This window comes from Agrobacterium sp. 22-209-1, assembly GCF_053522485.1.
Window position 1 is genome coordinate 1 of sequence record NZ_JBNWCH010000007.1, and the last position, 23,184, is coordinate 23,184.

Sequence of the window (23,184 nt, forward strand, 5' to 3'; positions counted from 1 at the left end):
TACGGGCTCGAGCGGAGCGGAAAATCGACGCCCTATGGGATGCCGTCGGCACATTGATCCCCCGATTCACATCGGAGGAATGCGCAAACTACTTCAGGGTTGCAGGCTATGACCCGGATTGAGCAGGATCTGCTCTAGGGCAATTCCAGTTTAAGCGGAATCGTTGGACGGCCCCTACCTCCTTGTTTCTAAACATTTTCCGGACGAAAAACCGCTTCATATCTCTACTGGATGCTCTGGGTCGCCGCCGTCAGCCTTTCGCCAGCGATACGATAGGACACAGCTTCCGCCACGTGGATGCGGCCGACCGTTTGTTTGCCATCCAGATCGGCCAGGGTGCGGGCAACCTTGAGAATGCGATGATAACCGCGCGCGGAGAACTTCAACCGCTCAGCCGCATCGCGCAGCAATTGCAGCCCGGACGCATCCGGCTCGGCATATTTTTCTATCAAGGTCGTCGTGCAGCGGGCATTCGTGCGAATGGCGGCAAATCCCGCCGCCGCGTAGCGTTCCTGCTGCGCAAGGCGAGCCCGGGCGACACGGCCGGCCACTGCCGCACTCGGCTCGGACGCGACGGGGCGGATAAGATCGGCGGCGGAGACGGCGGGAACGTCGATACGGATATCGATACGATCCAGCAGCGGACCGGAAATGCGGGCCTGATAATCCGTCACACAACGCGGGCCTCGGGCACAGGTGAAACCCGGCTCTCCCGCCATGCCGCAGCGGCAGGGGTTCATCGCCGCAACGAGCTGGATTTCCGCGGGATAGCTGACGCGATGATTGGCCCGCGCGATGATGCATTCGCCAGTCTCCAGCGGCTGGCGCAGCGCATCCAGCACCTGGGGTGAGAATTCCGGAAACTCATCCAGAAAAAGAACGCCGTGATGGGCAAGCGAGGCCTCCCCCGGTTTGGCCCGCAGCCCTCCGCCGATCAGCGCGGCCATGGTGGCGGAATGGTGTGGCGTACGAAACGGTCTGCGGTCCGACAGCTTGCCGCCCGATAATTGGCCGGCGATGGAGTGAACCATGGACACTTCCAGCAATTCCGCAGCCTCCAGCGGTGGCAGAATTGAGGGCAGCCGAGCGGCGAGCATGGATTTGCCAGAACCGGGCGGGCCAACCATCAGCAGATTGTGGCCACCCGCAGCCGCCACTTCCAGCGCGCGCCGGGCCGTCTCCTGCCCCTTGATATCGGCCAGATCCGGCAGATTGACCGGATTGGCACGGATGGCAGGTGCGGGGCGCGACAGAAGCTGGGTGCCGCGAAAATGATTGGCAAGCGCAATGAGACTACGCGGGGCTAGAATATCGATGCCGGCGCCGGCCCAGGCCGCTTCCGGCCCACTTTCGGCCGGGCAAATCAGCCCCTTGCCGAGCGCATTGGCGCCGATGGCCGCCGGCAGCGCGCCCGAAACCATGCCGATCGTACCATCGAGATTGAGTTCGCCGAGAACCACATACTGGCTGAGCGCTTCCGCCGGTATGGCACCCAGAGCAGCCATGAGGCCGAGAGCGATTGGAAGATCGAAATGCGACCCTTCCTTGGGCAGATCGGCAGGCGCCAGATTGACGGTGACTTTTTTTGCCGGCAAGGCCAGACCCGAGGCATGCAGGGCGGCCTGCACTCGCTCGCGGCTTTCGGCGACCGCCTTGTCCGGCAGGCCGACAATCTGGATACCGATCTTTCCGGGTGCAACCATCACCTGCACCTCGACTGGCACGCCCTCTATGCCCTGAAACGCAACCGTATTGACCCTTGCCACCATGGCCTGCCCCCGCAAACCGGCCGCGTCATCTGAACTTCATGTTCCAAGGCAGCCGCCCGCAAGCAACGTGCCACAGAGAAAAGAATAAAACAAGAACACCTAGAGAACAATTTCTCGCATGCGATGTATTTTAGTTGTATCGAGTTGTACGCATGGAACAAACCGGGAGCGATTGAGATCGCTTCAGAACTCCTGAGCGTCGCGCTTTTTCTCGATCGCGTCCCACAGCAGGCTCGCCACATCGGCGCCGCCGAATTTGCGCACTTCGCGAATACCGGTTGGTGAGGTGACGTTGATTTCGGTGAGATAATCGCCGATGACATCGATGCCAACGAAGAGGAAACCGCGCTCCCGCAGGGCAGGGCCGATGCGGCGGCAGATTTCCTTTTCACGCGCCGTCAGCTCCGTCGGTTCAGGTCGGCCGCCGGCATGCATGTTGGAGCGGGCGTCGTTTTCCGCCGGCACGCGGTTGATTGCGCCAACCGGCTCGCCGTCTACCAGGAGGATGCGCTTGTCGCCCTTGCGGACGTCAGGCAGATATTGCTGGGCGATGTAAGGCTCGCGGAACATCTGGCCGAACATCTCCAGCAGAGAGGAGAAGTTGCGGTCGTCGCGCGCGGAATGGAAGACGCCTGCACCACCATTTCCGTAAAGCGGCTTGAGGATGATATCGCCCATTTCATTGCGGAAGCGGGCGATTTCCTCCACGTCCTTGGTGATCAGCGTCTTGGGCATCAGATCGGCGAATTCGGTGACGAAAATCTTTTCCGGCGAGTTGCGCACCCAGGCGGGATCGTTGACCACCAGCGTTTTCGGATGAATGCGCTCCAGCAGATGGGTCGAGGTGATGTAAGCCATGTCGAATGGCGGATCCTGACGCAGATGGATGACATCCATCATCGACAGATCGACACGCTCCGGTTCGGACAGGGAGAAATGGTCGCCTTTGATATCGCGCAGTTCCATCTGCTCAACAGTGGCGTAAATCTTGCCATCACGCATGGAAAGGCGCTCCGGCGTATAATGGAACAACCGATATCCGCGCGCCTGCGCCTCAAGGCTCATGGCGAAGGTGGAGTCACCGGCGATATTGATTCCGGAGACATGATCCATCTGGATCGCGACGTTCTTGATCTTCGCCATGCGAATGTTCCTCTTGCAGCATGCGGACGCTTTGCGGCCCGCGGTGCCCATTGCCTCACCTTTTCAAGCTTCCCTGCAGGACCAGGAGAAACCCGGAAATGCTTCAGAAAACCCTGAAGATGTAGGGCAGCGACCCTTCAAAGGCAACGGCTGCAAGCGGTGGTTTGTGTGAGTTTTATTGAACCTTCACAATTCTGCCGGCGGAGCCTTGCGGGCCCCGCCAACCGCAATGTTTTATGGGTTCAGGCCGCCAGCTTATAGGAACGGCCGGCAAACAGCTTGTTCTTGACGCGATAGGCAAAAGCCAGCGCCTTGGGGAACGGACGGCGCATGAAGGCGACCTTGCGAACATAATCATCCACCCGCCAGGTGGCCCATGTTCCAGCCCGAAAATAGGCGACGTCCCCAACCCGCAGGATGCTAACCGAACCGTCTTCGGCCGTCACATGCACCTCGCCTTCCAGAATATAGACGGTTTCATCCCAGCCGAAGAACCATCGGAACTCACCAGCCGTACAATCCCACATGGCGGTGCTTGAAGCACGGTCGCCGCTTCTGGAATGATCTGCCGCCCGCGCCTGAGGATTGCCGGAAATGATCCAGTCCGGATTGATGGGCGCCGGTTGAAGCCGCAGATCGGTGCAGGACGCGCTGACAACAGCCTCATCTTTTGACCGGCGCAAATAGGCCGGCAAAATCGGCACCGTGCGGATCGCCATGGTTGCCGCGGCAGCGAACATCATTTTGAAGGACATATGAGAAAACCCCCGTGAAATATTGGAGGTCTTCTATCATCGGGATCGTAACAAAGCGGTTTTGACAATCGGCGCAATTTTAGTCATCGCGCCGATTTCTGCGATGCGCTCAGGCCGTCGCCATTTGCGCGGGCCGCGCCGCCAACTGCTCCGCTTTGCCGGCGATACGCTTGCCGGTTTCGCTGGAGAAGAAATGCAGTTTTTCCGGCGCGATCGTGACCGAGAGCGCAGACGGAACCTCGACATCCGGCGGGAAGGCAACGGTCAGGTTCTGTTCGCCGATCATGCCGTGGATGAGACGCTGCGAGCCCAGTTCCTCGATATAATCGACCCGAAGCGGGAAGCCCTGCTCACCTGCCGCAGCGAGGCGGAGATCTTCCGCCCGCATGCCAACCGTCACCGACCCTGAGGCAGGTGCGAAACCGTTGAGCGCAAAGAGCGACGGACCGATGGCGAGGCTATCACCATGCAACTCTGCGTTCAGCAGGTTCATGGCGGGAGAGCCGATGAAACTCGCAACGAAGGTCGAGGCAGGGGTGTGATAGACATCGAGCGGTGCGCCGATCTGTTCGATACGACCGCCATTCAACACCACAAGACGATCGGCCAGCGTCATCGCTTCCAGCTGATCGTGAGTGACATAAATCGAGGTGGTGCCGAGACGTTTTTGCAGGCGCTTGATTTCGCCCCGCATGGAAACGCGCAGCTTGGCGTCGAGATTGGACAGGGGCTCGTCGAACAGGAAGGCCGCCGGTTTGCGCACGATGGCGCGGCCCATGGCCACACGCTGCCGCTGGCCGCCGGACAGGGCGCGCGGCTTGCGGTCCAGATAGGGTTCAAGCTGCAGCATGCGCGCGGCTTCAGCCACACGCGCATCGATCTCCTCCTTCGGCGTCTTGCGGTTCTTCAAACCGTATTCCAGGTTCTGTCGCACCGACATATGCGGATAGAGCGCGTAGTTCTGAAACACCATGGCAATATCGCGGTCTGCCGGATCGGCCTGATTGACCACCCGGTCGCCGATCTTCACCGTGCCTTCGGAAATATCCTCAAGCCCAGCAACCATGCGCAGGAGCGTGGATTTGCCGCAGCCGGAGGGGCCGACCAGAACGATGAATTCACCGTCCCTGATGTCGATATCGACGTGATGCACGGCACGCACGCCGCCATGATAATCCTTGCAGACCTGACTGATGTCTATCGCGGCCATTTCGGTCTCCTTATTTATCGCTTTCGGTCAGGCCCTTTATGAACCAGCGCTGGAAAATGACGACGATCAGCACCGGCGGCAGCATGGCCAGCACGGCGAGCGCGAAAGCTTCGTTGTAATCGGGAATTTGCGAACCGACCCAGACCTGCAGGATCGACTTGATGCCGCGCATCAGGGTGAAGAAGCCCTCATCCGTCGTCATCAGCATGGGCCAGAGATACTGGTTCCAGCCATAAACGAACATGATGATGAAGATCGCCGCCATCATGGTGCGGGACAGCGGGATGAGAACGTCGATGAAGAATTTCACCGGACCCGCGCCATCGATACGGGCAGCCTCCAGCAACTCCTCCGGCACGGATTTGAAGAATTGCCGGAAATAGAAGGTGCCCGTCGCCGAAGCGAGAAGCGGCACGATGAGGCCGGTATAGGAGTTCAAAAGGCCGAGTTTGCTCATCACCTCATAGGACGGCATGATGCGCACTTCGAGCGGCAGAAGCAGCGTGGTGAAGATGATCCAGAAGGCGAGCGTTGCGAACCGGAAGCGGAAATAGACGATCGCATAGGCCGCGGTCATCGACAGCACGATCTTGCCGACGGCAAAACCGATGCCGAGGATCAGCGAATTCAACACCATGTTGAGACCCGTGATCTGCCCGGTAAAGCCGCCCTTCTGGGTCAGGACCTTTTCATAAGTCTCGATGAAATTGTCGCCGGGAACCATCGTCAGACCACTGCGGTGAATTTCCGCAGCGGTATGCGTGGAGGTCATGAAGGCCACGATGACCGGCAATATCAAGAACAGCGCGCCGATGATCAGCACGAGATGATCGAGGGGCTTTGTCTTGTACATGGTCTTTTCCCTCAATTGTAATGGATGCGCTTTTCGATGAAGCGGAACTGGATGATGGTGAGAACGAAGACGACCAGCATCAGAATGACGGACTGGGCGGAAGACCCACCGATGTCATTGCCGCGGAAACCGTCCAGAAACACCTTGTAGACCAGCGTGATCGGATTATTGGCTGCCTTGTCCTTCACCATCACGTCGATAACGCCGAATGTGTCGAAGAGCGCATAGGTGATGTTGATGATCAGCAGGAAGAAGGCCGTGGGCGCCAGAAGCGGCATGATCACCGTCCAGAACCGTCGAAAACCCGAGCGGCAGTCGATGGCGGCGGCTTCCCGCACCGAAACCGGGACACCCTGAAGCCCCGAAAGGAAGAAGATGAAATTGTAAGGAATCTGCTTCCAGACCGCAACGACGATCATGGCGAAGGCCGTATCGAAATAATTGAGGCCGACCTTCATGTCCCAGCCGAGAAACGCGGCCATTTTGACGAAGGGGCCGATATGCTGGTCGAAAAACATCATGCCGATGAGACCGGCGACAGGCGGCGCGATGGCATAGACGGAAATCAGCAGTGTCTTGTATGTCGAGCTGCCGCGAATGACCGCATCCGCCTTGACGGCGAGCAGCAAGCCAAGCGCCAGCGAAAAGAAGGTGACCAGCACGGTGAATACAACCGTGAATTTGGCGATGCTGAGATATTCGGGGCTGAAGATCGCATCGGAATAGTTGGCAAATCCGACGAAGGAGGCGCCAAAACCGAACGGGTCTTCAATATAAAAGGACGAATGTATGGCCTGAACCGACGGCCAGTAGAAGAAGATGAAAATCACCGCAAGCTGCGGCGCCAGAAACAGGTAGGGCACGTAGGACGAGGAGAACTGCACGCGCTTCATGCCGGCGTCGGCAGGTTTTGCTGGCTTTGCAGCCTTTGCGGACCAGCCGGACAAAAACCGACGCGGTTGAGACGATGAATAGGCCACGCTTGCGCTTCCTTATCCAAGAGCGAGCCCCCTTCCGTGGGAAAGGAGGCTCGGCAATGGTCATTGGTTTCGTAAAGATCGATCAGCCGGCCGTCTTGGCGAAACGGGCGAGCAGGTCGTTGCCTTCCTTCTCGATGATATCGAAGGCGTCCTTCGGCGTGACTTCGCCGGAGAAGATGCGGTTATATTCGCGTTCCATGACAGCGCGGATCTGCGGGTAGAAGCCGAGGCGGTAACCCTTGGACCATTCACCACCCGGCAGCGACAGCTGCTGAATACCGACTTCGGCGACCGGCTTTTCCTTGTAGTAGCCTTCAGCCTTCGCCTTTTCGTAAGCGGCCTTGGTGATGGCGACGTAACCGGTTGCCTTGTGGTAGAAGACCTGGATTTCCGGCGAGGTCAGGAACTGGAAGAAGTCGGCCACGCACTTGTTTTCGGCTTCAGACTTGCCCGACATCGCAAAGAGCGCAGCGCCACCGATGAAGGAGTTGGTGCCGGCGCCCTTGATGGAACCCCAGTAGGGAAGGAAGGTTGCCGAGAACGGCATGGTCGCCGTCTTCTGCAGGCCGCCGAAGGAACCCGAAGAACCGATCCAGAAGGCGACCTTGCCTTCTTCGAAGGGCTTCTGGTTGTCGTTCCAGCCGGCGCCGTGATAGGCGAACAGGCCCTTGTCCTTCCAGTCCTTCAGCTTGTCGAACATCATGACGAGGTTCGGGTCGGTGACCTTAAGCTTGGTGTCGGTGACGCTGTCGTAGCCGTTATTGTTGGTGGCGAACTGGATGTTGTTGCGGGAGAAGAAGTTTTCCGTGAACTGCCAGGTCAGCTGCGACTGGACGAGCGGAATATAGCCGGCTTCCTTAAGCTTCGGCGCCACCTGCTCGAACTCTTCCCAGGTCTTCGGCGCTTCGACGCCGGCCTTCTTCAGGGCTTCGTCGTTGACATACATGATGGGAGCGGAGGAGTTGAACGGCATGCCGACGAACTTGCCGTCAGCGGCAGCATAGAAATACCGAACGCCGTTGATGAAGGCGTCGCGGTCGAACTTGTAGCCAGCCTTGTTGATGAGGTCTTCGGCAGGAATGACAGCGCCCTTGGCGTTGATGATGGTGGCGGCGCCAGCGTCAAAAACCTGGAGGATATTCGGCTGCTCGCCGGAGCGGAAGGCAGCGATGCCGCTGGCCAGGGCTTCTTCGTAGGAGCCCTTGGAAACCGGCGTCAGCGCACATTCTTTCTGGGCTTCGTTGAACTTCTGGGCGACTTCGTTGATGACTTCGCCATTGCGGCCGCCCATGCCGTGCCACCAAGTGATGTTGGTCGCAGCCATGGAAGATGTTGCCGACATGCTGACGGCCACCGCGGCCATGGAAATCTTCTTCAACATTACTAAATCCTCTCCACCATTTATTGGGATGAGGATGCGAATAGAGGCGTTCCATGACGCCTCTTTGACAGTTCCGTGTCAGATTTATTACAGCGCGTACGGACAATCTCAGCCGGCTATACGATTTATGGGTCGGGCCGGATTTCCCACGACCGTTGCACCTGGCGGCACATCGCGCGTCACCACCGAACCGGCGCCGACAATTGCGCCGTCACCGATGGTGATACCGGCCAGAATGATCGCTCCGCCGCCAATCCAGACATCGCGGCCAATCGTGACGGGCTTTGCGATTTCAATCCCCTGCGCGCGCGGAACCGGGTCCAGATGGTGCTCCGCACAATAGATCTGCACGGCGGGACCAAGCATCGCGCCGTCGCCTATCGCGACCTTCGCAGAATCGAGAATTGTGCAGCCGGCATTGAGATAGACATTCCTGCCCAGCGTGACGTTGAGGCCGTAGGCGCAATGAAACGGCGCCTCGATAAATGCCCCTTCACCCGCAGAAGCAAAAAGGGCGCGCAGTAGCGGCCCGATGGCACCGCGCTTATCCGGCTGCATGGTATTGTGCTGGTGAACCGCCCGTCGCGCATGGCCGCGCAGCAAATCCAGTTCGGCATCCATGCAGTTGTACCATTCGCCCGCGGCCATCTTTTCCCGCTCGGTGGACATTGGCTTCCCCCTCCCTCTTAAAATGCGTCGATAAAGTGCTGCGGCAGGCGTCGTGGCAGAATGGCGACAATATCGAAGCGCAGTGAAAGACGGTCGGCATCCTTGCGACGGGAGAGCCAGAGATCGGCAGCCGCGCGGATGCGCTGTTGCGAATGGAAACCGACGGCATTCACCGCGCTCTCACCCGAAGCGCGCGCCTTGACCTCGATGATGGCAACGAGATTCTTCTTACGGGCGATGAGATCGATTTCCCCCAGCCGGGTGCGATACCGAATGGCGAGGATGCGATATCCTTTCGCCAGCAGATAAAGTGCGGCCCAATATTCCGCGGTGTGGCCGCGCCGCTCGGCATTACGCCTTTTGTCCCTTTGCGCGTCAGCCGCCATTCCTGTCCTTCATATCCAGCAGCCGCTGATAAAGCTCCTTACGGGGCAGGCCCGTCAGCTTCGCCGCTTCACCGGCAGCCTTGGCGGCGGACATGGTTGAGACAAGATCTTTCAGGAGCTTCTCGACATCCTCGATATCGGGAATGTCGTCATAGGAGGGTGGCTCCACCAGCAGCACGATCTCGCCCTTCACCACACGATCCTCGTCATAATAATCGGCAAGCTCGCTGAGCGTGCCGCGCCGAAACTCCTCGAAAGTCTTGGTCAGTTCGCGGCACACCACGGCGCGCCGGTCGTGGCCAAGCACTTCCGACGCCACCTTGACGGTGGCGCCAATGCGGCGCGGCGATTCAAAAAAGATCAAAGTGGCGGGGATTTTCGCAAGTTCGGCAAAACGGTCGCGCTTGCCGTGATCCTTCACCGGTAGGAAACCCGCAAACAGAAATGCATCGCTCGGCATACCGGAACCGACAAGAGCGGCAAGCGGCGCCGATGCGCCCGGCACCGGCACGACGCGATGGCCTGCCTCAAGCGCCAGCTGGCCAAGACGATAACCGGGATCGGACACCAGCGGCGTTCCGGCGTCCGATACCAGTGCCACGGATTTTCCGGCCTCCAGCGCGGCAATGAGCTTCGGTCCCGCTTCATTGGCATTGTGTTCGTGATAGGCGAGCGGACGCGTGCGGATGCCATAACGCTCAAGCAGGATGCGGGTGACGCGGGTATCCTCGCAGGCGAGAACATCGGCCGAGGCCAGCGTTTCCAGCGCGCGGATGGTGATATCGCCAAGATTGCCGATGGGTGTGGCGACGAGATAAAGCGCCGGCTCCAGCGGCCGCGCAGGAACGGTGGCCGTGCCGATCCTGAATTCCTTCGCCGCCTGTCTGGCATCACTGTTCGATATTTCCTGCGTCACACGGCTTCCAATCATTCTGGCCGACCCTTGCCGGCCGGTCGCTCCGGTTTTTTCCTTTATGGGCAATAGAAAACCGGCGAACAAGCTCCATCGACAGTCCCAACCTGTGGATCATGTTGTATAGCAGCAAAATGAGCGGAGGCAGATGAACTCGGCTCTTGCATTTTCTGCAATAACTCTGCCATTTTGCCCGTCCACATTGTCCGGCTTTTTGCCGGTGAAGACTCTTCTTGCCGATCCGGCGGTGGCCGGTTCGCAACGTTGAAAGCGGTAGCGTCCATGCGTATTACTCTTGAGCGGTCGAACCTTCTGAAATCGCTGAACCACGTCCACAGGGTCGTCGAGCGTCGCAACACGATCCCGATCCTGTCCAACGTTCTGCTGCGCGCCTCCGGCGCCAATCTGGACATGAAGGCGACCGACCTCGATCTCGAAATCACCGAAGCGACCCCGGCTATGGTGGAGCAGGCCGGCGCCACCACCGTGCCGGCTCACCTGCTTTATGAAATCGTGCGCAAGCTGCCGGATGGTTCCGAAGTGCTTCTGGCGACCAACCCTGATGGTTCAACCATGACCGTCGCCTCCGGCCGCTCGAAATTCTCGCTGCAATGCCTGCCGGAAGCGGATTTTCCTGACCTGACCGCCGGCACCTTCAGCCACACCTTCAAACTGAAGGCGACCGACCTGAAGATGCTGATCGACCGCACACAGTTTGCGATTTCGACCGAAGAGACGCGTTATTACCTAAACGGCATCTTCTTCCACACCATCGAGAGCAATGGCGATCTGAAGCTGCGCGCTGTCGCGACCGACGGTCACCGCCTGGCCCGCGCCGATGTGGATGCGCCGTCCGGCTCCGAAGGCATGCCGGGCATCATCATCCCGCGCAAGACGGTGGGCGAACTACAGAAGCTGATGGACAACCCTGAACTGGAAGTGACGGTTGAAGTATCGGATGCGAAAATCCGCCTGACAATCGGCTCTGTCGTTCTGACCTCGAAGCTGATCGACGGCACCTTTCCGGACTACCAGCGCGTGATCCCTACCGGCAACGACAAGGAAATGCGGGTCGATTGCCAGACCTTCGCGCAGGCTGTCGACCGCGTCTCGACCATTTCTTCCGAGCGCGGCCGCGCCGTGAAGCTCGCGCTCACCAACGGCCAGCTAACGCTGACCGTCAACAACCCGGATTCGGGCAGTGCGACGGAAGAAGTGGCTGTCGGTTACGACAATGATTCGATGGAAATCGGCTTCAACGCCAAATATCTCCTCGACATCACCTCGCAGCTTTCCGGCGACGACGCGATTTTCCTGCTGGCAGACGCCGGCTCGCCGACGCTCGTACGCGACACCGCCGGCGACGACGCGCTTTACGTTTTGATGCCGATGCGCGTTTGAAACGGGAATTTTCCGCAAATTTCATCGAAAAGCCGGTGGAACGCTTCACCGGCTTTTCTTGATTCGGCAGCGCTTCTTGAACCGTAGACGAATTTTTCCAGTTACGACATTTTGCCTTGTTTTTGCGCCAAATGGGATCAACATTGCGTAACAGTTTTTTGACAATGACCAAATGCATCTGAGGGAACTATGGCACTTAACCTGAAGCAACGGCTTGAACAGAAATTTGAGGAAGAAATCCGCTTTTTCAAAGGTATGGTCAGCCAGCCGAAAAAAGTCGGAGCCATTGTTCCGACATCGACGATCACGGCGAAAAAAATGGCGAGTGTCATCAATCCCCATTCCGGCCTGCCGGTTCTCGAACTCGGCCCGGGCACGGGCGTCATCACCAAGGCCATTCTGGCGCGCGGCATCAAGCCGGAGAACCTCACCGCCATCGAATATTCCACCGATTTCTACAATCAGCTGCTCAGGAGCTATCCGGGCGTCAATTTCGTCAATGGCGACGCCTTCGATCTCGATTCCACGCTTGGCGAACACGCGGGCCAGATGTTCGACAGCGTCATTTCCGCCGTACCGATGCTGAATTTTCCCATGGCCGCCCGTATCAAGCTTCTCGACGAATTGCTGAAGCGCGTCCCCCATGGCCGCCCCGTCGTGCAGATATCCTACGGTCCGATTTCCCCGATCGTTGCGCAGCCGCATCTCTATCACATCCGTCATTTCGATTTCATCGTGCGCAATATTCCGCCGGCGCAATTGTGGACCTACACGCGGGCCTGATAGTCGACGGAGCGCCGGAACCCGTCATTTCCAGGTCACGGCGGATGGTTAGGGTATTGATTTGCCCTTTCCGCCGCCCTTGAGGACCGATTGCCATGCATGCGCTCTACATTACCCACCCGCAGGTCAAGATCGATCCGGCCGTTCCCGTTCCCGAATGGGGGCTTTCGGACAGGGGCGCCGAGCGGACGCGCGAGGCAAGCCGCCTGCCCTGGGCACGGTCATTGCGCCACATCGTTTCCAGCGCCGAGACCAAGGCGATCGAAACCGCCCGCATCCTGGCTGAAGCCTCCGGGGCGGACGTGAACATCGTCGAGGCGATGCATGAAAACGACCGGTCCGCCACCGGCTTCCTGCCGTCGCCGGAATTCGAAAAGGCGGCGGACTGGTTCTTCGCCCATCCCGAGGAAAGCTTTCACGGCTGGGAGCGTGCAATCGACGCGCAGGCGCGTATCGTCGGGGCGGTCAAAGCCGTTCTTGACCGGCACGACCCGCAGCAGCCGATCGCCTTTGTCGGTCATGGTGGCGTTGGCACGCTTCTGAAATGCCATATCGAAGGCCGTGGCATCAGCCGCGCCGAGGACCAGCCGCCCGGCGGTGGCAATCTCTTTCGCTTCTCCATCGCCGACTTTTCACTTGCAGCCGCGCCCCCCACATGCGACTGGACGGCAATGGAAACATGGCAGGGATAAGACAATGACCGCGCGCGAAAAACTCATCGTCGGGCTGGATGTTCCGACTGTGCAGCAGGCCGAAGACATCGTTTCGAAAATCGGCGACGAGGTTCTGTTCTACAAGATCGGTTATCAGCTGGTCTTCGCCGGCGGTCTCGAATTCGCGCGTGACCTTGTCCAGAGCGGCAAGAAGGTCTTTCTCGACATGAAGCTGCTCGATATCGACAATACCGTCGCCTCCGGTGTCGAAAACATCGCCCGCATGGGCATGTCGATGCTGACGCTGCACGCCTATCCGAAAGCGATGCGCGCTGCCGTCAAGGCCGCTGAAGGCTCCGGCCTTTGCCTGCTGGGCGTCACCGTGCTCACCTCGATGGACGACGTCGATCTCGCCGAGGCGGGTTATGCTTCTGACGCCCGTTCGCTGGTGCTGCGCCGGGCGGAGCAGGCACGCGAGGCGGGCATGGGCGGCATCGTCTGTTCGGCGGAAGAATCGACTGCCGTGCGCGAAATCCTCGGCCCAGACCTTGCCGTGGTCACCCCCGGCATTCGCCCAGCCGGCGCTGATCTCGGCGATCAGAAGCGTGTGATGACGCCTTACGATGCCATCAAGGCCGGTTCGAGCCATCTGGTTGTCGCCCGCCCCATCGTCAGGGCGGAAGACCCGAAAGCGGCGGCCCGCGCCATTCTGGACGATATGCTGCGCGCCAGCTTCCCGGCCAATCAGTAACGATGACAGGAGGAGATGAAATGGCAAAGGGATATTGGATCGCCCAGGTCGATGTACGCGACAGCGAGCGTTACAAGGACTATGTCTCCACAGCCAAGCCCGCCTTCGAGCGGTTCGGCGCCAATTTTCTGGCTCGCGGCGGTTCGGTGACGGAACTGGAAGGTAAGGCGCGTGCGCGCAACGTTGTCATCGAATTCCCGTCCGTCCAGCATGCGATTGACTGCTACAACTCTCCCGAATACCAGGCGGCGGCTAAAATCCGCCAGGAAGTGGCAGATGCGCAGATGATGATCGTCGAAGGAATTTGAGGACCGTCAACCGCATTTCCCAAACTAGCCTCAAGCCTTGCGACAACCGCTCTTCACGCGCGCGTAGCTTTGGGCTAAGAGACTGAAAAACGCTTTATCGACAGCTTCTGAGGAGCCTCCCATGACCTTGGCCAACCTTCCACCCCTCGTCACCGTTTTCGGCGGTTCGGGTTTTGTCGGGCGGCATGTCGTGCGGATACTTGCGAAGCGCGGTTACCGCATCCGTGTCGCCGTGCGCCGCCCGGATCTCGCCGGTTTCCTGCAGCCGCTCGGCAATGTCGGCCAGATTTCCTTCGCCCAGGCGAACCTGCGTTATCGCGATTCCATCGTCAAAGCCGTGGAAGACGCCGACCATGTGGTCAATTGCGTCGGCATCCTGACCGAAAGCGGTCGCAACACGTTTGACGCCGTACAGGAATTCGGCGCGAAAGCCATTGCTGAGGCGGCCCGCGACGCGGGTGCGACACTGACGCATATCTCCGCCATCGGCGCGGACGCCAATTCGCCAACCGGTTATGGCCGCACCAAGGGCCGCGCCGAGGCCGCAATTCATTCCGCCCTTCCTGACGCCGTGATCCTGCGCCCGTCGATCATATTTGGACCGGAAGACGATTTCTTCAACAAGTTCGCGAAGATGGCCCGCAGCATGCCGTTCCTGCCGCTGATCGGCGGCGGAAAAACCAGGTTCCAGCCTGTTTATGTCGAGGATGTCGCGGAAGCCGTCGCCCGTGGCGTCGATGGCAAGCTAAAGCCAGGCGCGATCTATGAACTCGGCGGTCAGGATGTCATGACGTTCCGTGACTGTCTCGAGGCGGTTCTTGCCGCGACCTACCGGCAGCGTCCTTTCGTCAACCTGCCTTTCGGCGTCGCGTCGATGATTGGAAAGATCGCTTCAATGGTACCTCTGATTGCGCCGCCGCTGACGCCCGATCAGGTAACCATGCTGAAAAAAGACAATGTCGTTTCCACTGACGCCGAAAAGAACGGCTTGACGCTGGAAGGTATCGGCATCACCCCTGTTCGCGTTGCGTCGGTTCTGCCTTCCTACATGGTGCAATATCGCCCGCACGGCCAGTTCTCCAATGCCGGAAAAGCGGCCTGAGGCCTGCCTTTAGCCTCATCGCTCAGAAACGAAAGCGGGAGCCATTCCCGCTTTTTGTTTTTGCGCAATTCAATCGCAACCAAACCGCTATTCGCGCATTTTCCCCTCAACTGCAGGGGAGGTGTTGAATGAACTAAGGCTGCGTTGCAAAGCCGGGTAAAAGTTAACGGTCGTCCGGGCTCCACAGGCAAGCGTGGCACAAGCGCAACTGTGGAAAAGACTTCGCATTAACCCGGTATTCAACAAGCTGCTTTATTGATATTCGCCACATTCCAAACATATCCCGAACCCTCAATTCACACACGGCGGCATGATCCGCGCGAACGAACGTCTGAAAGGCAATCATAAAATGGGCAGATCTATCGCACTCTTTTTTGCGTGTGCGGCTTTGGTGGTTCTGGCGGGTTCTTTCATGGCGCCGGGAACGGTTGCAGCGGGCAAGAGCGGTTGCGCTCCAGCCTATGGCGTCGACCCCTGCGCAACGGCTTCGATCAGCACCAACTGATCGGACTTTAAAAGTTTCAAAGAAAAAGCGCCGCCGGTTCTCCGGGGCGCTTTTTTGTTCGTTGCGAGCGCAGATTATTGCCGCCGATGGCTCACCCCAGCACAAGAAGCGCGATCAGTCCCAGCGAACCGATGACGATGCGCCACCATGCGAAGGGTGCAAAGCCTCGCCGCGATACGAAATCCAGCAGAGAGCGAACGACGAAGAGGCCTGAGACAAAAGCGGCGATGAACCCCACGGCGATCAGCGCGCCGTCATCGAAGCTCAGCGCATCGCGGTTCTTGTAGAGATCGAGCGTGAAAGCACCGAGCATGGTCGGCATTGCCAGAAAGAACGAAAACTCGGCGGCGGAGCGCTTGTCCGTTCCCATCAGCAGCGATCCGACGATTGTGGCGCCAGACCGCGACGTGCCGGGAATCATCGCAAGGCATTGAAAGAGGCCGATCTTGAATGCAAGCGACGGCGGATAATCCATGATGTCGGTATATTTCGGTTTCAGCGGCATACGATCGACCGCAAGCAGGATGACGCCGCCGACGATCAGCACCGCACAGATGAGCATCGGCGTTTCAAACAGCACGGTCTTGATGAAGTCATGCGCCAAAGCCCCGATGATCGCCGCCGGCAGGAAAGCGAGAGCAACGGCCAGCACGAAGCGGCGCGCTTTCGCGCTTGTCGGCAAAGCGAGCGCAATCGACACAAGCTTCTGAAAATAAACAAGGAGGATCGCAAGGATCGCACCAAGCTGAATAAGAACGGCAAAGGTGTTGCCGGGTGATTTGAAGCCTAGGAAATGCCCGGCCAGCAGCACATGCGCCGTTGAGGAGACGGGGATGAACTCCGTCAGACCCTCGATAATGCCCAGCAGAAGTGCGCTGATGATCGACTGGTCATCCATGAGATATCCTTCTTTTCAGGGGAAAGCGGCAATGGAAGGTAATAAAGCGCGACGCGTTCGACCGAACCGGTGCGACGCACTTTAAATTTTTGTTTTTATGCACGTCTTTGCCCCAAAACCGCTGCACACTTTTGGGAGACATGCCATAGCGTTAAACTTGTTTTAAAGTAGCCGAGTTCTTATAGCGTCTTGATGAAGCGAAACTGAAAAAGTTTTTCGGCAATGCCGATCATGACAACCAATCGTAAAAATTGAGTACCGATGCCAACTCTCTATCACTCTCCGATGTCGACCGCATCCCGGTTCGTTCGTCTGATCCTTGCGGAATACGGGTTCCAGACCGATCTCGTGGAGGAGCAGCCATGGGAAAGACGGCGAGAGTTTCTGGCGCTCAATCCTGCCGGTACCTTGCCGGTCTATCTGGACGACAATATGCGCTCGCTGAGCGGGCCCTATGTGCTTGCGGAATTTCTTGACGAAACGCACGGGGTTCTGAAGCGCGACCGTCGGCTTCTTGCCGAAGACCCGTTTCAGCGCGCTGAAATCCGCCGGCTGACGGAATGGTTTCTGCAGAAGATGGAAAACGACGTCACCCGGCCGCTGGTGCGGGAACGGGTCTATAAATTGCAGATGACGGCGGCGCAGGGTGGCGGACCGCCGGATTCCAAGCTGCTGCGCACCGCCCGCAACAATATTCGCCAGCACATCAAATATCTGGAATGGCTGGCCGGCTCGCGCACCTGGCTGGCCGGCGACCGGTTGAGCTATGCCGATCTTGCCGCGGCTGCCGCGGTCTCGGTGCTGGATTATCTCGGTGAGATCAACTGGCTCGAAGCGCCGATTGCCAAGGAATGGTATCAGCGGGTGAAATCCCGGCCTTCCTTCCGGCCGTTCCTCAGCGAACGCATTCCCCGACTTGCCCCTTCTTCCCACTACGCCGATCTGGACTTCTAAGGTCTGCCCATCCGGTTATTTGCTGCGGCGTGCGGCTGTATGTAAAGCATGTCGTTGTCCCGAAACCGCTGCACACTTTCGGGCGACATGCATTATATATGCCGCAGATTAACCCGCAGGAGAAACGACCATCGACGTCGCGAGCGAAAAGCAGCGAATACGCGCGCATAAACTGACGGACTTCGTTCGTCGGGAAGCGCTTTCACTTGGCTTCGATCTCTGCCGCATCACTGCCCCAGACAGCATTCCGCTCGCACCCGAACGGCTGAGACAGTTTCTGGACAATGGCTATCACGGCACGATGGCGTGGATGGAGGAAACCGAGGCCCGCCGGGCAGAGCCGAAAACGCTCTGGGGAGACGTTCGTTCCATCGTCATGTTCGGGCTGAACTACGGTCCGGAAGAAGATCCGCGCGACCTGCTTTCCCAACCCGACAAGGCGGCCATTTCGGTCTATGCCCGCAATCGCGATTATCACGACGTAATCAAGGGGCGGCTGAAAGAAATCGCTACCCGTTTTGCCGCGCGTGCCGGCGAGCACGTAAAGGTCTTTGTCGACACCGCACCCGTAATGGAAAAACCGCTTGCCGCCGCCGCCGGTCTCGGCTGGCAGGGCAAGCACACCAACCTCGTCAGCCGCACCCATGGTTCGTGGCTATTTCTCGGCAGCATGTTCACCACGGCCGAACTCTGTCTTGACGAGGCTGAGAGCGACCATTGCGGGTCGTGCCGCGCCTGTCTCGATGCCTGTCCGACGGCCGCTTTCCCCGCGCCCTATCAACTGGATGCGCGCCGCTGCATTTCCTATCTCACCATCGAGCACAAGGGGCCGATCCCGCACGAATTTCGGCCGATGATCGGCAATCGCATCTATGGCTGCGACGACTGCCTTGCCGCCTGTCCGTGGAACAAATTCGCAGCCAGCGCCTCCGAGATGAAATTGCAGGCGCGCGAGGATTTGAAGGAGCCTTCCATCGCCTCCCTGCTCACGCTCGATGACGCCGCCTTTCGCAGTTTCTTCAGCGGCTCGCCCGTCAAGCGCATCGGCCGCAATCGCTTCATCCGCAACGTACTGATCGCGGCGGGCAACTCTGCCGACCGGCAATTCGTGGAACAATGCAAGGCGCTTGCCGAAACAGACCCTTCGCCGGAGGTGCGCGGCATGGCCGCATGGGCTTTGTCACGGCTTATGGACAGGGACGAATTCCGTACATACTCTGCCGGTCGCGCCCCGGAGCCTGATCCGGAGGCGGAAATGGAATGGCAACTGGCAGAGGCGTGACGCATGCATGTGATGATTTTCGGCGCGGGATATTCAGGAAAAGCAATCGCTAACGCGCTAAAGACCGAAGCAGCAAGCGTTTCCGGCACCACACGCAGCCAGAACAAGTTCCCAGACCTCGCCGCCGCAGGCATGACGCCGTTGCTCTTCGACGGTATTCAACTCAACGACGAACTCGTCGCCGCAATGGGCAATGTTACCCATCTCGTACAATCCGTCGCGCCGGGCAAGGATGGCGATCCGCTGTTTGCGCTTCTGGGCGGCGATCTGAAAAAGCTCATGCCCGATCTGAAATGGGTCGCTTATCTTTCCACCGTCGGCGTTTATGGCGATCATGGCGGCGCCTGGGTGGACGAGACAACGCCCTGCCGCCCGGTCTCCGCGCGATCCGTGGAACGGGTGGCTGCGGAAACCGCCTGGACTGCGGCGGCGGAAAAGGCGGGGGCGCCGCTTTCCATCCTGCGCCTTTCCGGAATTTACGGCCCCGGACGCAATACCTTCATGAATTTCGAGAAGGGAACGGCGCGGCGGCTAGTGAAGAAAGATCAGGTATTCAATCGCATCCGGGTCGAGGATATCGGTGCAGCACTTGCCTTTCTTGTAGCGAAAGACGAACGTGGCATCTTCAACGTGACCGACGATGAACCCTGCCCGCCGCAGGATGTGGTGAGCTTCGCAGCAGCGCTGATGGGGGTGGAACCGCCACCCGAACAGGCCTTCGAGACCGCCGATCTGACGCCGATGGCGCGCTCTTTTTATGGCGAGAACAAGCGCGTTTCCAACGCCAGAATACGCGATCTCGGCTTCGATTTCCGCTTTCCGGAGTACAGGCTCTCCCTCAGACAATTGTGGGAAAACGGCGTCTGGCGGGGCTGAAAAATCCCCTGTCGAAAAGTGATGAAAAATCCTTCCAAGCCCGCTTTTGCGGATGGTTTTCGTCTCATTTCAGCCAATTAGGATTTTATTAACCGCCCAAAAATCAGTAAATTCAGAGTAATTAGAAAAATATTTCACTTACATTTCGTGAACCAGATTCACGAAGTCGTGATCTGCAACGGCATTTCGATTAACTATTGATTCCGCGTTATTTTTTCCACTTTTTTCTTAAAGCACGCTCTGACAGGCTCCCGGCTAACGATCACGAATATTACAGGCTGTAACGGTTCGTGATTTGAGCTCAGCTTTTTTTCGCCATTTTTCCCTCGCCCTACAATCTCGCATCAAAAGGCGTTCAGGCCAGTTCATGGCCGTTTAGCAAGGGCACAATCAATCGGCGCGGGGCCGATTTTCAGGGAAGTACAGTTTGTTGAATATCCGTCGTATAACTTTCACCGCTGCAACTATCGCCGCCTGTTCCATCATTGCGCCTCTTCAGGCGAATGCGGCAAATGGTTGTGGAGGCGCATCGTGGTATGCGTTGACCTCCAAGACTGCTTCGGGTGAGCGCATGAACGCTGCCCACCTGACCGCTGCCCACCGCTCTTTGCGGTTCGGCACCAAGATCAAGGTGACCAATGCGCGCAATGGCAAGGCCGTTGTGGTGCGTATCAATGACCGCGGGCCGTTCATCAAGGGTCGCGTTCTCGATCTTTCCAAGGCGGCCGCCAAGAACATCGGCATGATCAATTCCGGCACCGCCAAGGTCTGCTACGAGATCGTCAAGGCCGATTGAGCCTTGCCCTCGCCGCCATTCGCGTCTACCAACCGGGCTTAGCACAAGAACGAGGTAGACAATGCGTTTAGGCGGGCGTTTGGCCGGAGCAATCGAAGTATTGGCGGATATTGAGGGACGCAGGCGTCCCGTCGCCGATGCTCTGAAAGATTGGGGCCTTGCCCATCGTTTCGCCGGTTCCGGCGACCGGGCCGCAATCGGCAACATCGTTTATGACGCGCTGCGCATGAAGCTCTCGCACGCCTGGCTGATGGATGACGACAGTGCCGTCTCTCTCGCCTATGCGGTTCTATTGCGGCAGTGGGGCAAAAGCTTTTCGGACCTTGAGGCGGAATTCGACGGCGACAAATTCGCGCCCACCGCACCCGATGCGGAAAGGCAGAAGGCCTTCCTCTCCCGTTCCCTCGGTGACGCACCGGCCTATATTCAGGGCGACATACCCGAATGGGTACAATCTTCCTTCGAAACCGCCTTTGGAGAGCGCTGGCTCGCCGAGGCGCAGGCGCTCAACGAACGGCCCACGCTTGATCTGCGTGCCAACACCTTGAAAGCGACGCGCGACAAGGTGCTGAAGGCGCTGGAGGAGAGCGGCGCGGAAGCCACACATATCGCCCGGCAGGGTGTGCGCATTCCCGCCGGCCAAGGCCCATCCCGCCTACCGAATGTCACCGCCGAACTGTCCTTCCAGAAGGGCTGGTTCGAAGTGCAGGATGAGGGCTCGCAGATCGTCGCCGATCTTGCCGGTGCTCGGGAAGGCGAGCAGGTCCTCGATTATTGCGCCGGTGGTGGCGGCAAGACGTTGGCCATGGCCGCCAGCATGAACAATAAAGGTCAGGTCCACGCTTTCGATGCCGATCGCAAGCGGCTCGCGCCGATCATCGAGCGGCTGAAGCGTGCCGGTACGCGCAATGTGCAGGTGCATGACCGCGCAGCGGGCCTTGCCCCGTTCCAGGAAAAATTCGACCGCGTTCTGGTCGACGCACCCTGCACCGGCACCGGAACCTGGCGCCGCCGTCCCGACACCAAATGGCGCCTGACGGCGCGCAATCTGGAAGAACGCGTGCAGCAGCAGGGCGAGGCGCTTTCGCAGGCCAAGGGTTTCGTGCGGCCCGGCGGCGAGCTGCTTTATGTCACCTGTTCGGTTTTGCCTGAAGAAAACGAACAGCAGGTCGGACGTTTCTGTGAGGAAAATCCAGAATTTACGATCGGTTCTGCACTGGAGCGCTGGCATTTGACTTTCGGCGGCCACGCGAACAAACCGCATTCCTCCGACGGCAAGACAGTGACGTTAACGCCTGCAACCACAGATACGGATGGCTTCTTCTTCTGCTTGATGAAGCGCAAAGCATAGTACCGTCTTTGCAAGCACCGATTTTTCTTGGAATACGACGCCGGGTCTTGTTTCTAAGCATTCTAAACTAGAATGTTTGACACAAGTTTATGATTGGGTCAGAACTCGCTTGCCGCGGCGCGAAGTCATTTCGCGCCTGTCGAAGGAGAGGGATCATGATCCGCAAAACCATTCTCAGCGCTTCTTTTGCGCTTCTTGCCGCATCTGCGGTTTTCACCGCGCTTCCCGCCCGGGCTGCCACCGATGCGGCCGCCGTCGTCAAGCATTACGCCGATGTCGCGCATGCGAAATATGAGGATTCGCTGACCACGGCGAAGGCGCTGGACAAGGCCATCGATGCGCTGATCGCAACGCCGAGCGAAGAAGCCCTGAAAGCCGCCCGGGAAGCATGGATCAAGGCCCGCGTTCCCTATCAGCAGTCGGAAGTCTATCGTTTCGGCAACCCGATCGTCGACGATTGGGAAGGCAAGGTGAACGCCTGGCCGCTGGATGAAGGCCTGATCGACTATGTCGACGGCTCCTACGGGACGGAAAGCGACGAGAACGAGCTTTACGTCGCCAACATCATCGCCAATCCGAAGATCAAGATCAGCGGTGAAGAGGTCGACGCCTCCAAGATCACCCCCGAGCTGATCGAAAGCCTGCACGAGGCGGGCGATGTCGAAGCCAATGTCACGACCGGTTACCACGCCATCGAATTTCTGCTCTGGGGTCAGGATCTGAACGGCACCGGACCGGGCGCAGGCAACCGCCCCTACACCGACTACGACAAAGCAAAATGCACGAACGGCAATTGCGACCGTCGCGCCGATTACCTGAAATCCGCTTCGACCCTGCTGATCAAGGATCTTCAGGAGATGGTGGATGCCTGGGCGCCGGAGGGCGAAGCCACGAAGACATTGGAAGCCGATCCGAAAGCGGGCCTCACCGCCATCCTCACCGGCATGGGTTCGCTCTCCTATGGCGAGCTGGCGGGTGAGCGCATGAAGCTCGGCCTTCTGCTGCACGACCCGGAAGAAGAGCATGATTGCTTCTCCGACAACACCTACAATTCGCATCTTTACGACGCGATCGGCATCGCCTCGGCCTATACCGGTGACTACACCCGCGCAGACGGAACGAAGATGACGGGCGCCTCGCTGTCTGAACTGGTCGGCGCCAAGGACAAGGCTCTGAACGACGAGATGCTGGCGAAGCTGAACAAGACGCTCGACGCCATGCACGCGATGGAAAAGCGCGCGCAGACCGTCGAGGCCTATGACCAGATGATCGGCGAGGGCAACAAGGAAGGCAACGCCGTGGTTCAGACGGCCATCGACGGCCTGCTCGACCAGACGAAGACTGTCGAACGCGTCATTGCGGCGCTCGATCTGGGCAAGATCGAGCTTGAAGGCTCCGACAGCCTCGACAATCCTAACACCGTCTTCAAATAAGCGGTAAAGCGGGCCGTGGATCGCCGCGGCCC

The 23,184-nt window shown here is 58.8% G+C and carries 22 protein-coding genes and 3 pseudogenes; 13 read left to right on the top strand and 12 right to left on the bottom strand.

Annotated features, from left to right (window positions below; all coding sequences use genetic code 11):
• Positions 1 to 122: pseudogene (locus ACQZ48_RS16035) on the top strand (IS630 family transposase); the annotation flags it as partial.
• 102 nt (positions 123 to 224) lie between these two features.
• Here ACQZ48_RS16035 and ACQZ48_RS16040 read toward each other — a convergent pair.
• The 11 genes and pseudogenes from ACQZ48_RS16040 to rsmI all read right to left on the bottom strand — a co-directional run bounded on the left by ACQZ48_RS16040 (position 225) and on the right by rsmI (position 10,077).
• Positions 225 to 1,769, bottom strand: coding sequence for a YifB family Mg chelatase-like AAA ATPase (locus ACQZ48_RS16040; protein ID WP_191217356.1), 1,545 nt, complete (start codon positions 1,767 to 1,769; stop codon positions 225 to 227).
• 183 nt (positions 1,770 to 1,952) lie between these two features.
• Positions 1,953 to 2,912, bottom strand: a complete 960-nt coding sequence (gene gshB, locus ACQZ48_RS16045; protein WP_137409651.1) for a glutathione synthase — start codon at positions 2,910 to 2,912, stop codon at positions 1,953 to 1,955.
• Positions 2,913 to 3,154: 242 nt separating this feature from the next.
• A complete protein-coding gene (locus ACQZ48_RS16050; RefSeq protein ID WP_077983738.1) occupies positions 3,155 to 3,667 on the bottom strand; it encodes a cupin domain-containing protein in 513 nt (170 codons plus the stop codon).
• 109 nt (positions 3,668 to 3,776) lie between these two features.
• On the bottom strand, positions 3,777 to 4,877 hold the full coding sequence (locus tag ACQZ48_RS16055) for a sn-glycerol-3-phosphate import ATP-binding protein UgpC (protein ID WP_077983739.1): 1,101 nt from the start codon (positions 4,875 to 4,877) through the stop codon (positions 3,777 to 3,779).
• Positions 4,878 to 4,887: 10 nt separating this feature from the next.
• Positions 4,888 to 5,730 (bottom strand): sn-glycerol-3-phosphate ABC transporter permease UgpE, encoded by an 843-nt coding sequence (ugpE, locus tag ACQZ48_RS16060; protein ID WP_003520108.1) that lies wholly within the window; start codon positions 5,728 to 5,730, stop codon positions 4,888 to 4,890.
• Between the two features lie 11 nt (positions 5,731 to 5,741).
• A complete protein-coding gene (locus ACQZ48_RS16065) occupies positions 5,742 to 6,710 on the bottom strand; it encodes an ABC transporter permease subunit (RefSeq protein WP_170985433.1) in 969 nt (322 codons plus the stop codon).
• 82 nt (positions 6,711 to 6,792) lie between these two features.
• Positions 6,793 to 8,091 (bottom strand): extracellular solute-binding protein, encoded by a 1,299-nt coding sequence (locus ACQZ48_RS16070; RefSeq protein WP_448729034.1) that lies wholly within the window; start codon positions 8,089 to 8,091, stop codon positions 6,793 to 6,795.
• Positions 8,092 to 8,223: 132 nt separating this feature from the next.
• Positions 8,224 to 8,376 (bottom strand): annotated as a pseudogene (locus ACQZ48_RS16075) (DapH/DapD/GlmU-related protein); the annotation flags it as partial.
• Between the two features lie 222 nt (positions 8,377 to 8,598).
• Positions 8,599 to 8,760, bottom strand: a pseudogene (locus tag ACQZ48_RS16080) (maltose acetyltransferase domain-containing protein); the annotation flags it as partial.
• A gap of 17 nt (positions 8,761 to 8,777) precedes the next feature.
• Positions 8,778 to 9,146 carry a YraN family protein gene (locus tag ACQZ48_RS16085; RefSeq protein WP_137409648.1) on the bottom strand — a complete coding sequence of 123 codons (369 nt, stop codon included), beginning with the start codon at positions 9,144 to 9,146 and terminating at the stop codon, positions 8,778 to 8,780.
• Positions 9,136 to 10,077, bottom strand: coding sequence for a 16S rRNA (cytidine(1402)-2'-O)-methyltransferase (rsmI, locus tag ACQZ48_RS16090; protein ID WP_137409647.1), 942 nt, complete (start codon positions 10,075 to 10,077; stop codon positions 9,136 to 9,138). The genes ACQZ48_RS16085 and rsmI overlap by 11 nt, the downstream gene beginning before the upstream one ends.
• Before the next feature lie 264 nt (positions 10,078 to 10,341).
• Here rsmI and dnaN point away from each other — a divergent pair, with 264 nt between their 5' ends.
• The 6 genes from dnaN (at position 10,342) to ACQZ48_RS16120 (ending at position 15,057) form a co-directional block, all read left to right on the top strand.
• Positions 10,342 to 11,460, top strand: a complete 1,119-nt coding sequence (gene dnaN / locus ACQZ48_RS16095) for a DNA polymerase III subunit beta (protein ID WP_137409646.1) — start codon at positions 10,342 to 10,344, stop codon at positions 11,458 to 11,460.
• A gap of 189 nt (positions 11,461 to 11,649) precedes the next feature.
• Positions 11,650 to 12,243, top strand: a complete 594-nt coding sequence (pmtA, locus tag ACQZ48_RS16100; RefSeq protein ID WP_077983743.1) for a phospholipid N-methyltransferase PmtA — start codon at positions 11,650 to 11,652, stop codon at positions 12,241 to 12,243.
• 95 nt (positions 12,244 to 12,338) lie between these two features.
• Positions 12,339 to 12,935, top strand: a complete 597-nt coding sequence (locus ACQZ48_RS16105; RefSeq protein WP_137409645.1) for a histidine phosphatase family protein — start codon at positions 12,339 to 12,341, stop codon at positions 12,933 to 12,935.
• A gap of 4 nt (positions 12,936 to 12,939) precedes the next feature.
• Complete coding sequence (pyrF, locus tag ACQZ48_RS16110; RefSeq protein WP_003503850.1) at positions 12,940 to 13,647, top strand: orotidine-5'-phosphate decarboxylase; 708 nt, start codon at positions 12,940 to 12,942, stop codon at positions 13,645 to 13,647.
• Positions 13,648 to 13,667: 20 nt separating this feature from the next.
• On the top strand, positions 13,668 to 13,955 hold the full coding sequence (locus ACQZ48_RS16115) for a DUF1330 domain-containing protein (RefSeq protein WP_077983790.1): 288 nt from the start codon (positions 13,668 to 13,670) through the stop codon (positions 13,953 to 13,955).
• Between the two features lie 121 nt (positions 13,956 to 14,076).
• Positions 14,077 to 15,057, top strand: a complete 981-nt coding sequence (locus tag ACQZ48_RS16120) for a complex I NDUFA9 subunit family protein (protein WP_077983746.1) — start codon at positions 14,077 to 14,079, stop codon at positions 15,055 to 15,057.
• Positions 15,058 to 15,653: 596 nt separating this feature from the next.
• Here the strand turns inward: ACQZ48_RS16120 and ACQZ48_RS16125 are convergent.
• Entirely contained in the window at positions 15,654 to 16,460 is an 807-nt protein-coding gene (locus tag ACQZ48_RS16125) for an undecaprenyl-diphosphate phosphatase (protein ID WP_191217353.1), read from the bottom strand.
• Between the two features lie 261 nt (positions 16,461 to 16,721).
• On the opposite strand from ACQZ48_RS16125, the gene ACQZ48_RS16130 reads away from it, so the two are divergent.
• The 6 genes from ACQZ48_RS16130 (at position 16,722) to ACQZ48_RS16155 (ending at position 23,152) form a co-directional block, all read left to right on the top strand.
• Positions 16,722 to 17,414 carry a glutathione S-transferase family protein gene (locus tag ACQZ48_RS16130; RefSeq protein WP_003520121.1) on the top strand — a complete coding sequence of 231 codons (693 nt, stop codon included), beginning with the start codon at positions 16,722 to 16,724 and terminating at the stop codon, positions 17,412 to 17,414.
• A 130-nt stretch (positions 17,415 to 17,544) separates the two neighbouring features.
• Positions 17,545 to 18,696, top strand: coding sequence for a tRNA epoxyqueuosine(34) reductase QueG (gene queG, locus ACQZ48_RS16135; protein WP_448729056.1), 1,152 nt, complete (start codon positions 17,545 to 17,547; stop codon positions 18,694 to 18,696).
• A gap of 3 nt (positions 18,697 to 18,699) precedes the next feature.
• Positions 18,700 to 19,572, top strand: coding sequence for an SDR family oxidoreductase (locus ACQZ48_RS16140; protein WP_191217352.1), 873 nt, complete (start codon positions 18,700 to 18,702; stop codon positions 19,570 to 19,572).
• Positions 19,573 to 19,999: 427 nt separating this feature from the next.
• Positions 20,000 to 20,368, top strand: a complete 369-nt coding sequence (locus ACQZ48_RS16145) for a septal ring lytic transglycosylase RlpA family protein (protein WP_077983751.1) — start codon at positions 20,000 to 20,002, stop codon at positions 20,366 to 20,368.
• Between the two features lie 61 nt (positions 20,369 to 20,429).
• On the top strand, positions 20,430 to 21,719 hold the full coding sequence (locus ACQZ48_RS16150; protein WP_191217351.1) for an RsmB/NOP family class I SAM-dependent RNA methyltransferase: 1,290 nt from the start codon (positions 20,430 to 20,432) through the stop codon (positions 21,717 to 21,719).
• Positions 21,720 to 21,874: 155 nt separating this feature from the next.
• Positions 21,875 to 23,152 carry an imelysin family protein gene (locus ACQZ48_RS16155; protein ID WP_137409640.1) on the top strand — a complete coding sequence of 426 codons (1,278 nt, stop codon included), beginning with the start codon at positions 21,875 to 21,877 and terminating at the stop codon, positions 23,150 to 23,152.
• The last annotated feature ends 32 nt before the right edge of the window (positions 23,153 to 23,184 follow it).

Bases quoted from the DNA above. Each gene is read 5' to 3' on its own strand.
- ACQZ48_RS16040 (WP_191217356.1), bottom strand. From the start codon at position 1,769: ATGGTGGCAAGGGTCAATACGGTTGCGTTTCAGGGCATAGAGGGCGTG.
- gshB (WP_137409651.1), bottom strand. From the start codon at position 2,912: ATGGCGAAGATCAAGAACGTCGCGATCCAGATGGATCATGTCTCCGGA.
- ACQZ48_RS16050 (WP_077983738.1), bottom strand. From the start codon at position 3,667: ATGTCCTTCAAAATGATGTTCGCTGCCGCGGCAACCATGGCGATCCGC.
- ACQZ48_RS16055 (WP_077983739.1), bottom strand. From the start codon at position 4,877: ATGGCCGCGATAGACATCAGTCAGGTCTGCAAGGATTATCATGGCGGC.
- ugpE (WP_003520108.1), bottom strand. From the start codon at position 5,730: ATGTACAAGACAAAGCCCCTCGATCATCTCGTGCTGATCATCGGCGCG.
- ACQZ48_RS16070 (WP_448729034.1), bottom strand. From the start codon at position 8,091: ATGTTGAAGAAGATTTCCATGGCCGCGGTGGCCGTCAGCATGTCGGCA.
- ACQZ48_RS16085 (WP_137409648.1), bottom strand. From the start codon at position 9,146: ATGGCGGCTGACGCGCAAAGGGACAAAAGGCGTAATGCCGAGCGGCGC.
- rsmI (WP_137409647.1), bottom strand. From the start codon at position 10,077: ATGATTGGAAGCCGTGTGACGCAGGAAATATCGAACAGTGATGCCAGA.
- dnaN (WP_137409646.1), top strand. From the start codon at position 10,342: ATGCGTATTACTCTTGAGCGGTCGAACCTTCTGAAATCGCTGAACCAC.
- pmtA (WP_077983743.1), top strand. From the start codon at position 11,650: ATGGCACTTAACCTGAAGCAACGGCTTGAACAGAAATTTGAGGAAGAA.
- ACQZ48_RS16105 (WP_137409645.1), top strand. From the start codon at position 12,339: ATGCATGCGCTCTACATTACCCACCCGCAGGTCAAGATCGATCCGGCC.
- pyrF (WP_003503850.1), top strand. From the start codon at position 12,940: ATGACCGCGCGCGAAAAACTCATCGTCGGGCTGGATGTTCCGACTGTG.
- ACQZ48_RS16115 (WP_077983790.1), top strand. From the start codon at position 13,668: ATGGCAAAGGGATATTGGATCGCCCAGGTCGATGTACGCGACAGCGAG.
- ACQZ48_RS16120 (WP_077983746.1), top strand. From the start codon at position 14,077: ATGACCTTGGCCAACCTTCCACCCCTCGTCACCGTTTTCGGCGGTTCG.
- ACQZ48_RS16125 (WP_191217353.1), bottom strand. From the start codon at position 16,460: ATGGATGACCAGTCGATCATCAGCGCACTTCTGCTGGGCATTATCGAG.
- ACQZ48_RS16130 (WP_003520121.1), top strand. From the start codon at position 16,722: ATGCCAACTCTCTATCACTCTCCGATGTCGACCGCATCCCGGTTCGTT.
- ACQZ48_RS16140 (WP_191217352.1), top strand. From the start codon at position 18,700: ATGCATGTGATGATTTTCGGCGCGGGATATTCAGGAAAAGCAATCGCT.
- ACQZ48_RS16150 (WP_191217351.1), top strand. From the start codon at position 20,430: ATGCGTTTAGGCGGGCGTTTGGCCGGAGCAATCGAAGTATTGGCGGAT.
- ACQZ48_RS16155 (WP_137409640.1), top strand. From the start codon at position 21,875: ATGATCCGCAAAACCATTCTCAGCGCTTCTTTTGCGCTTCTTGCCGCA.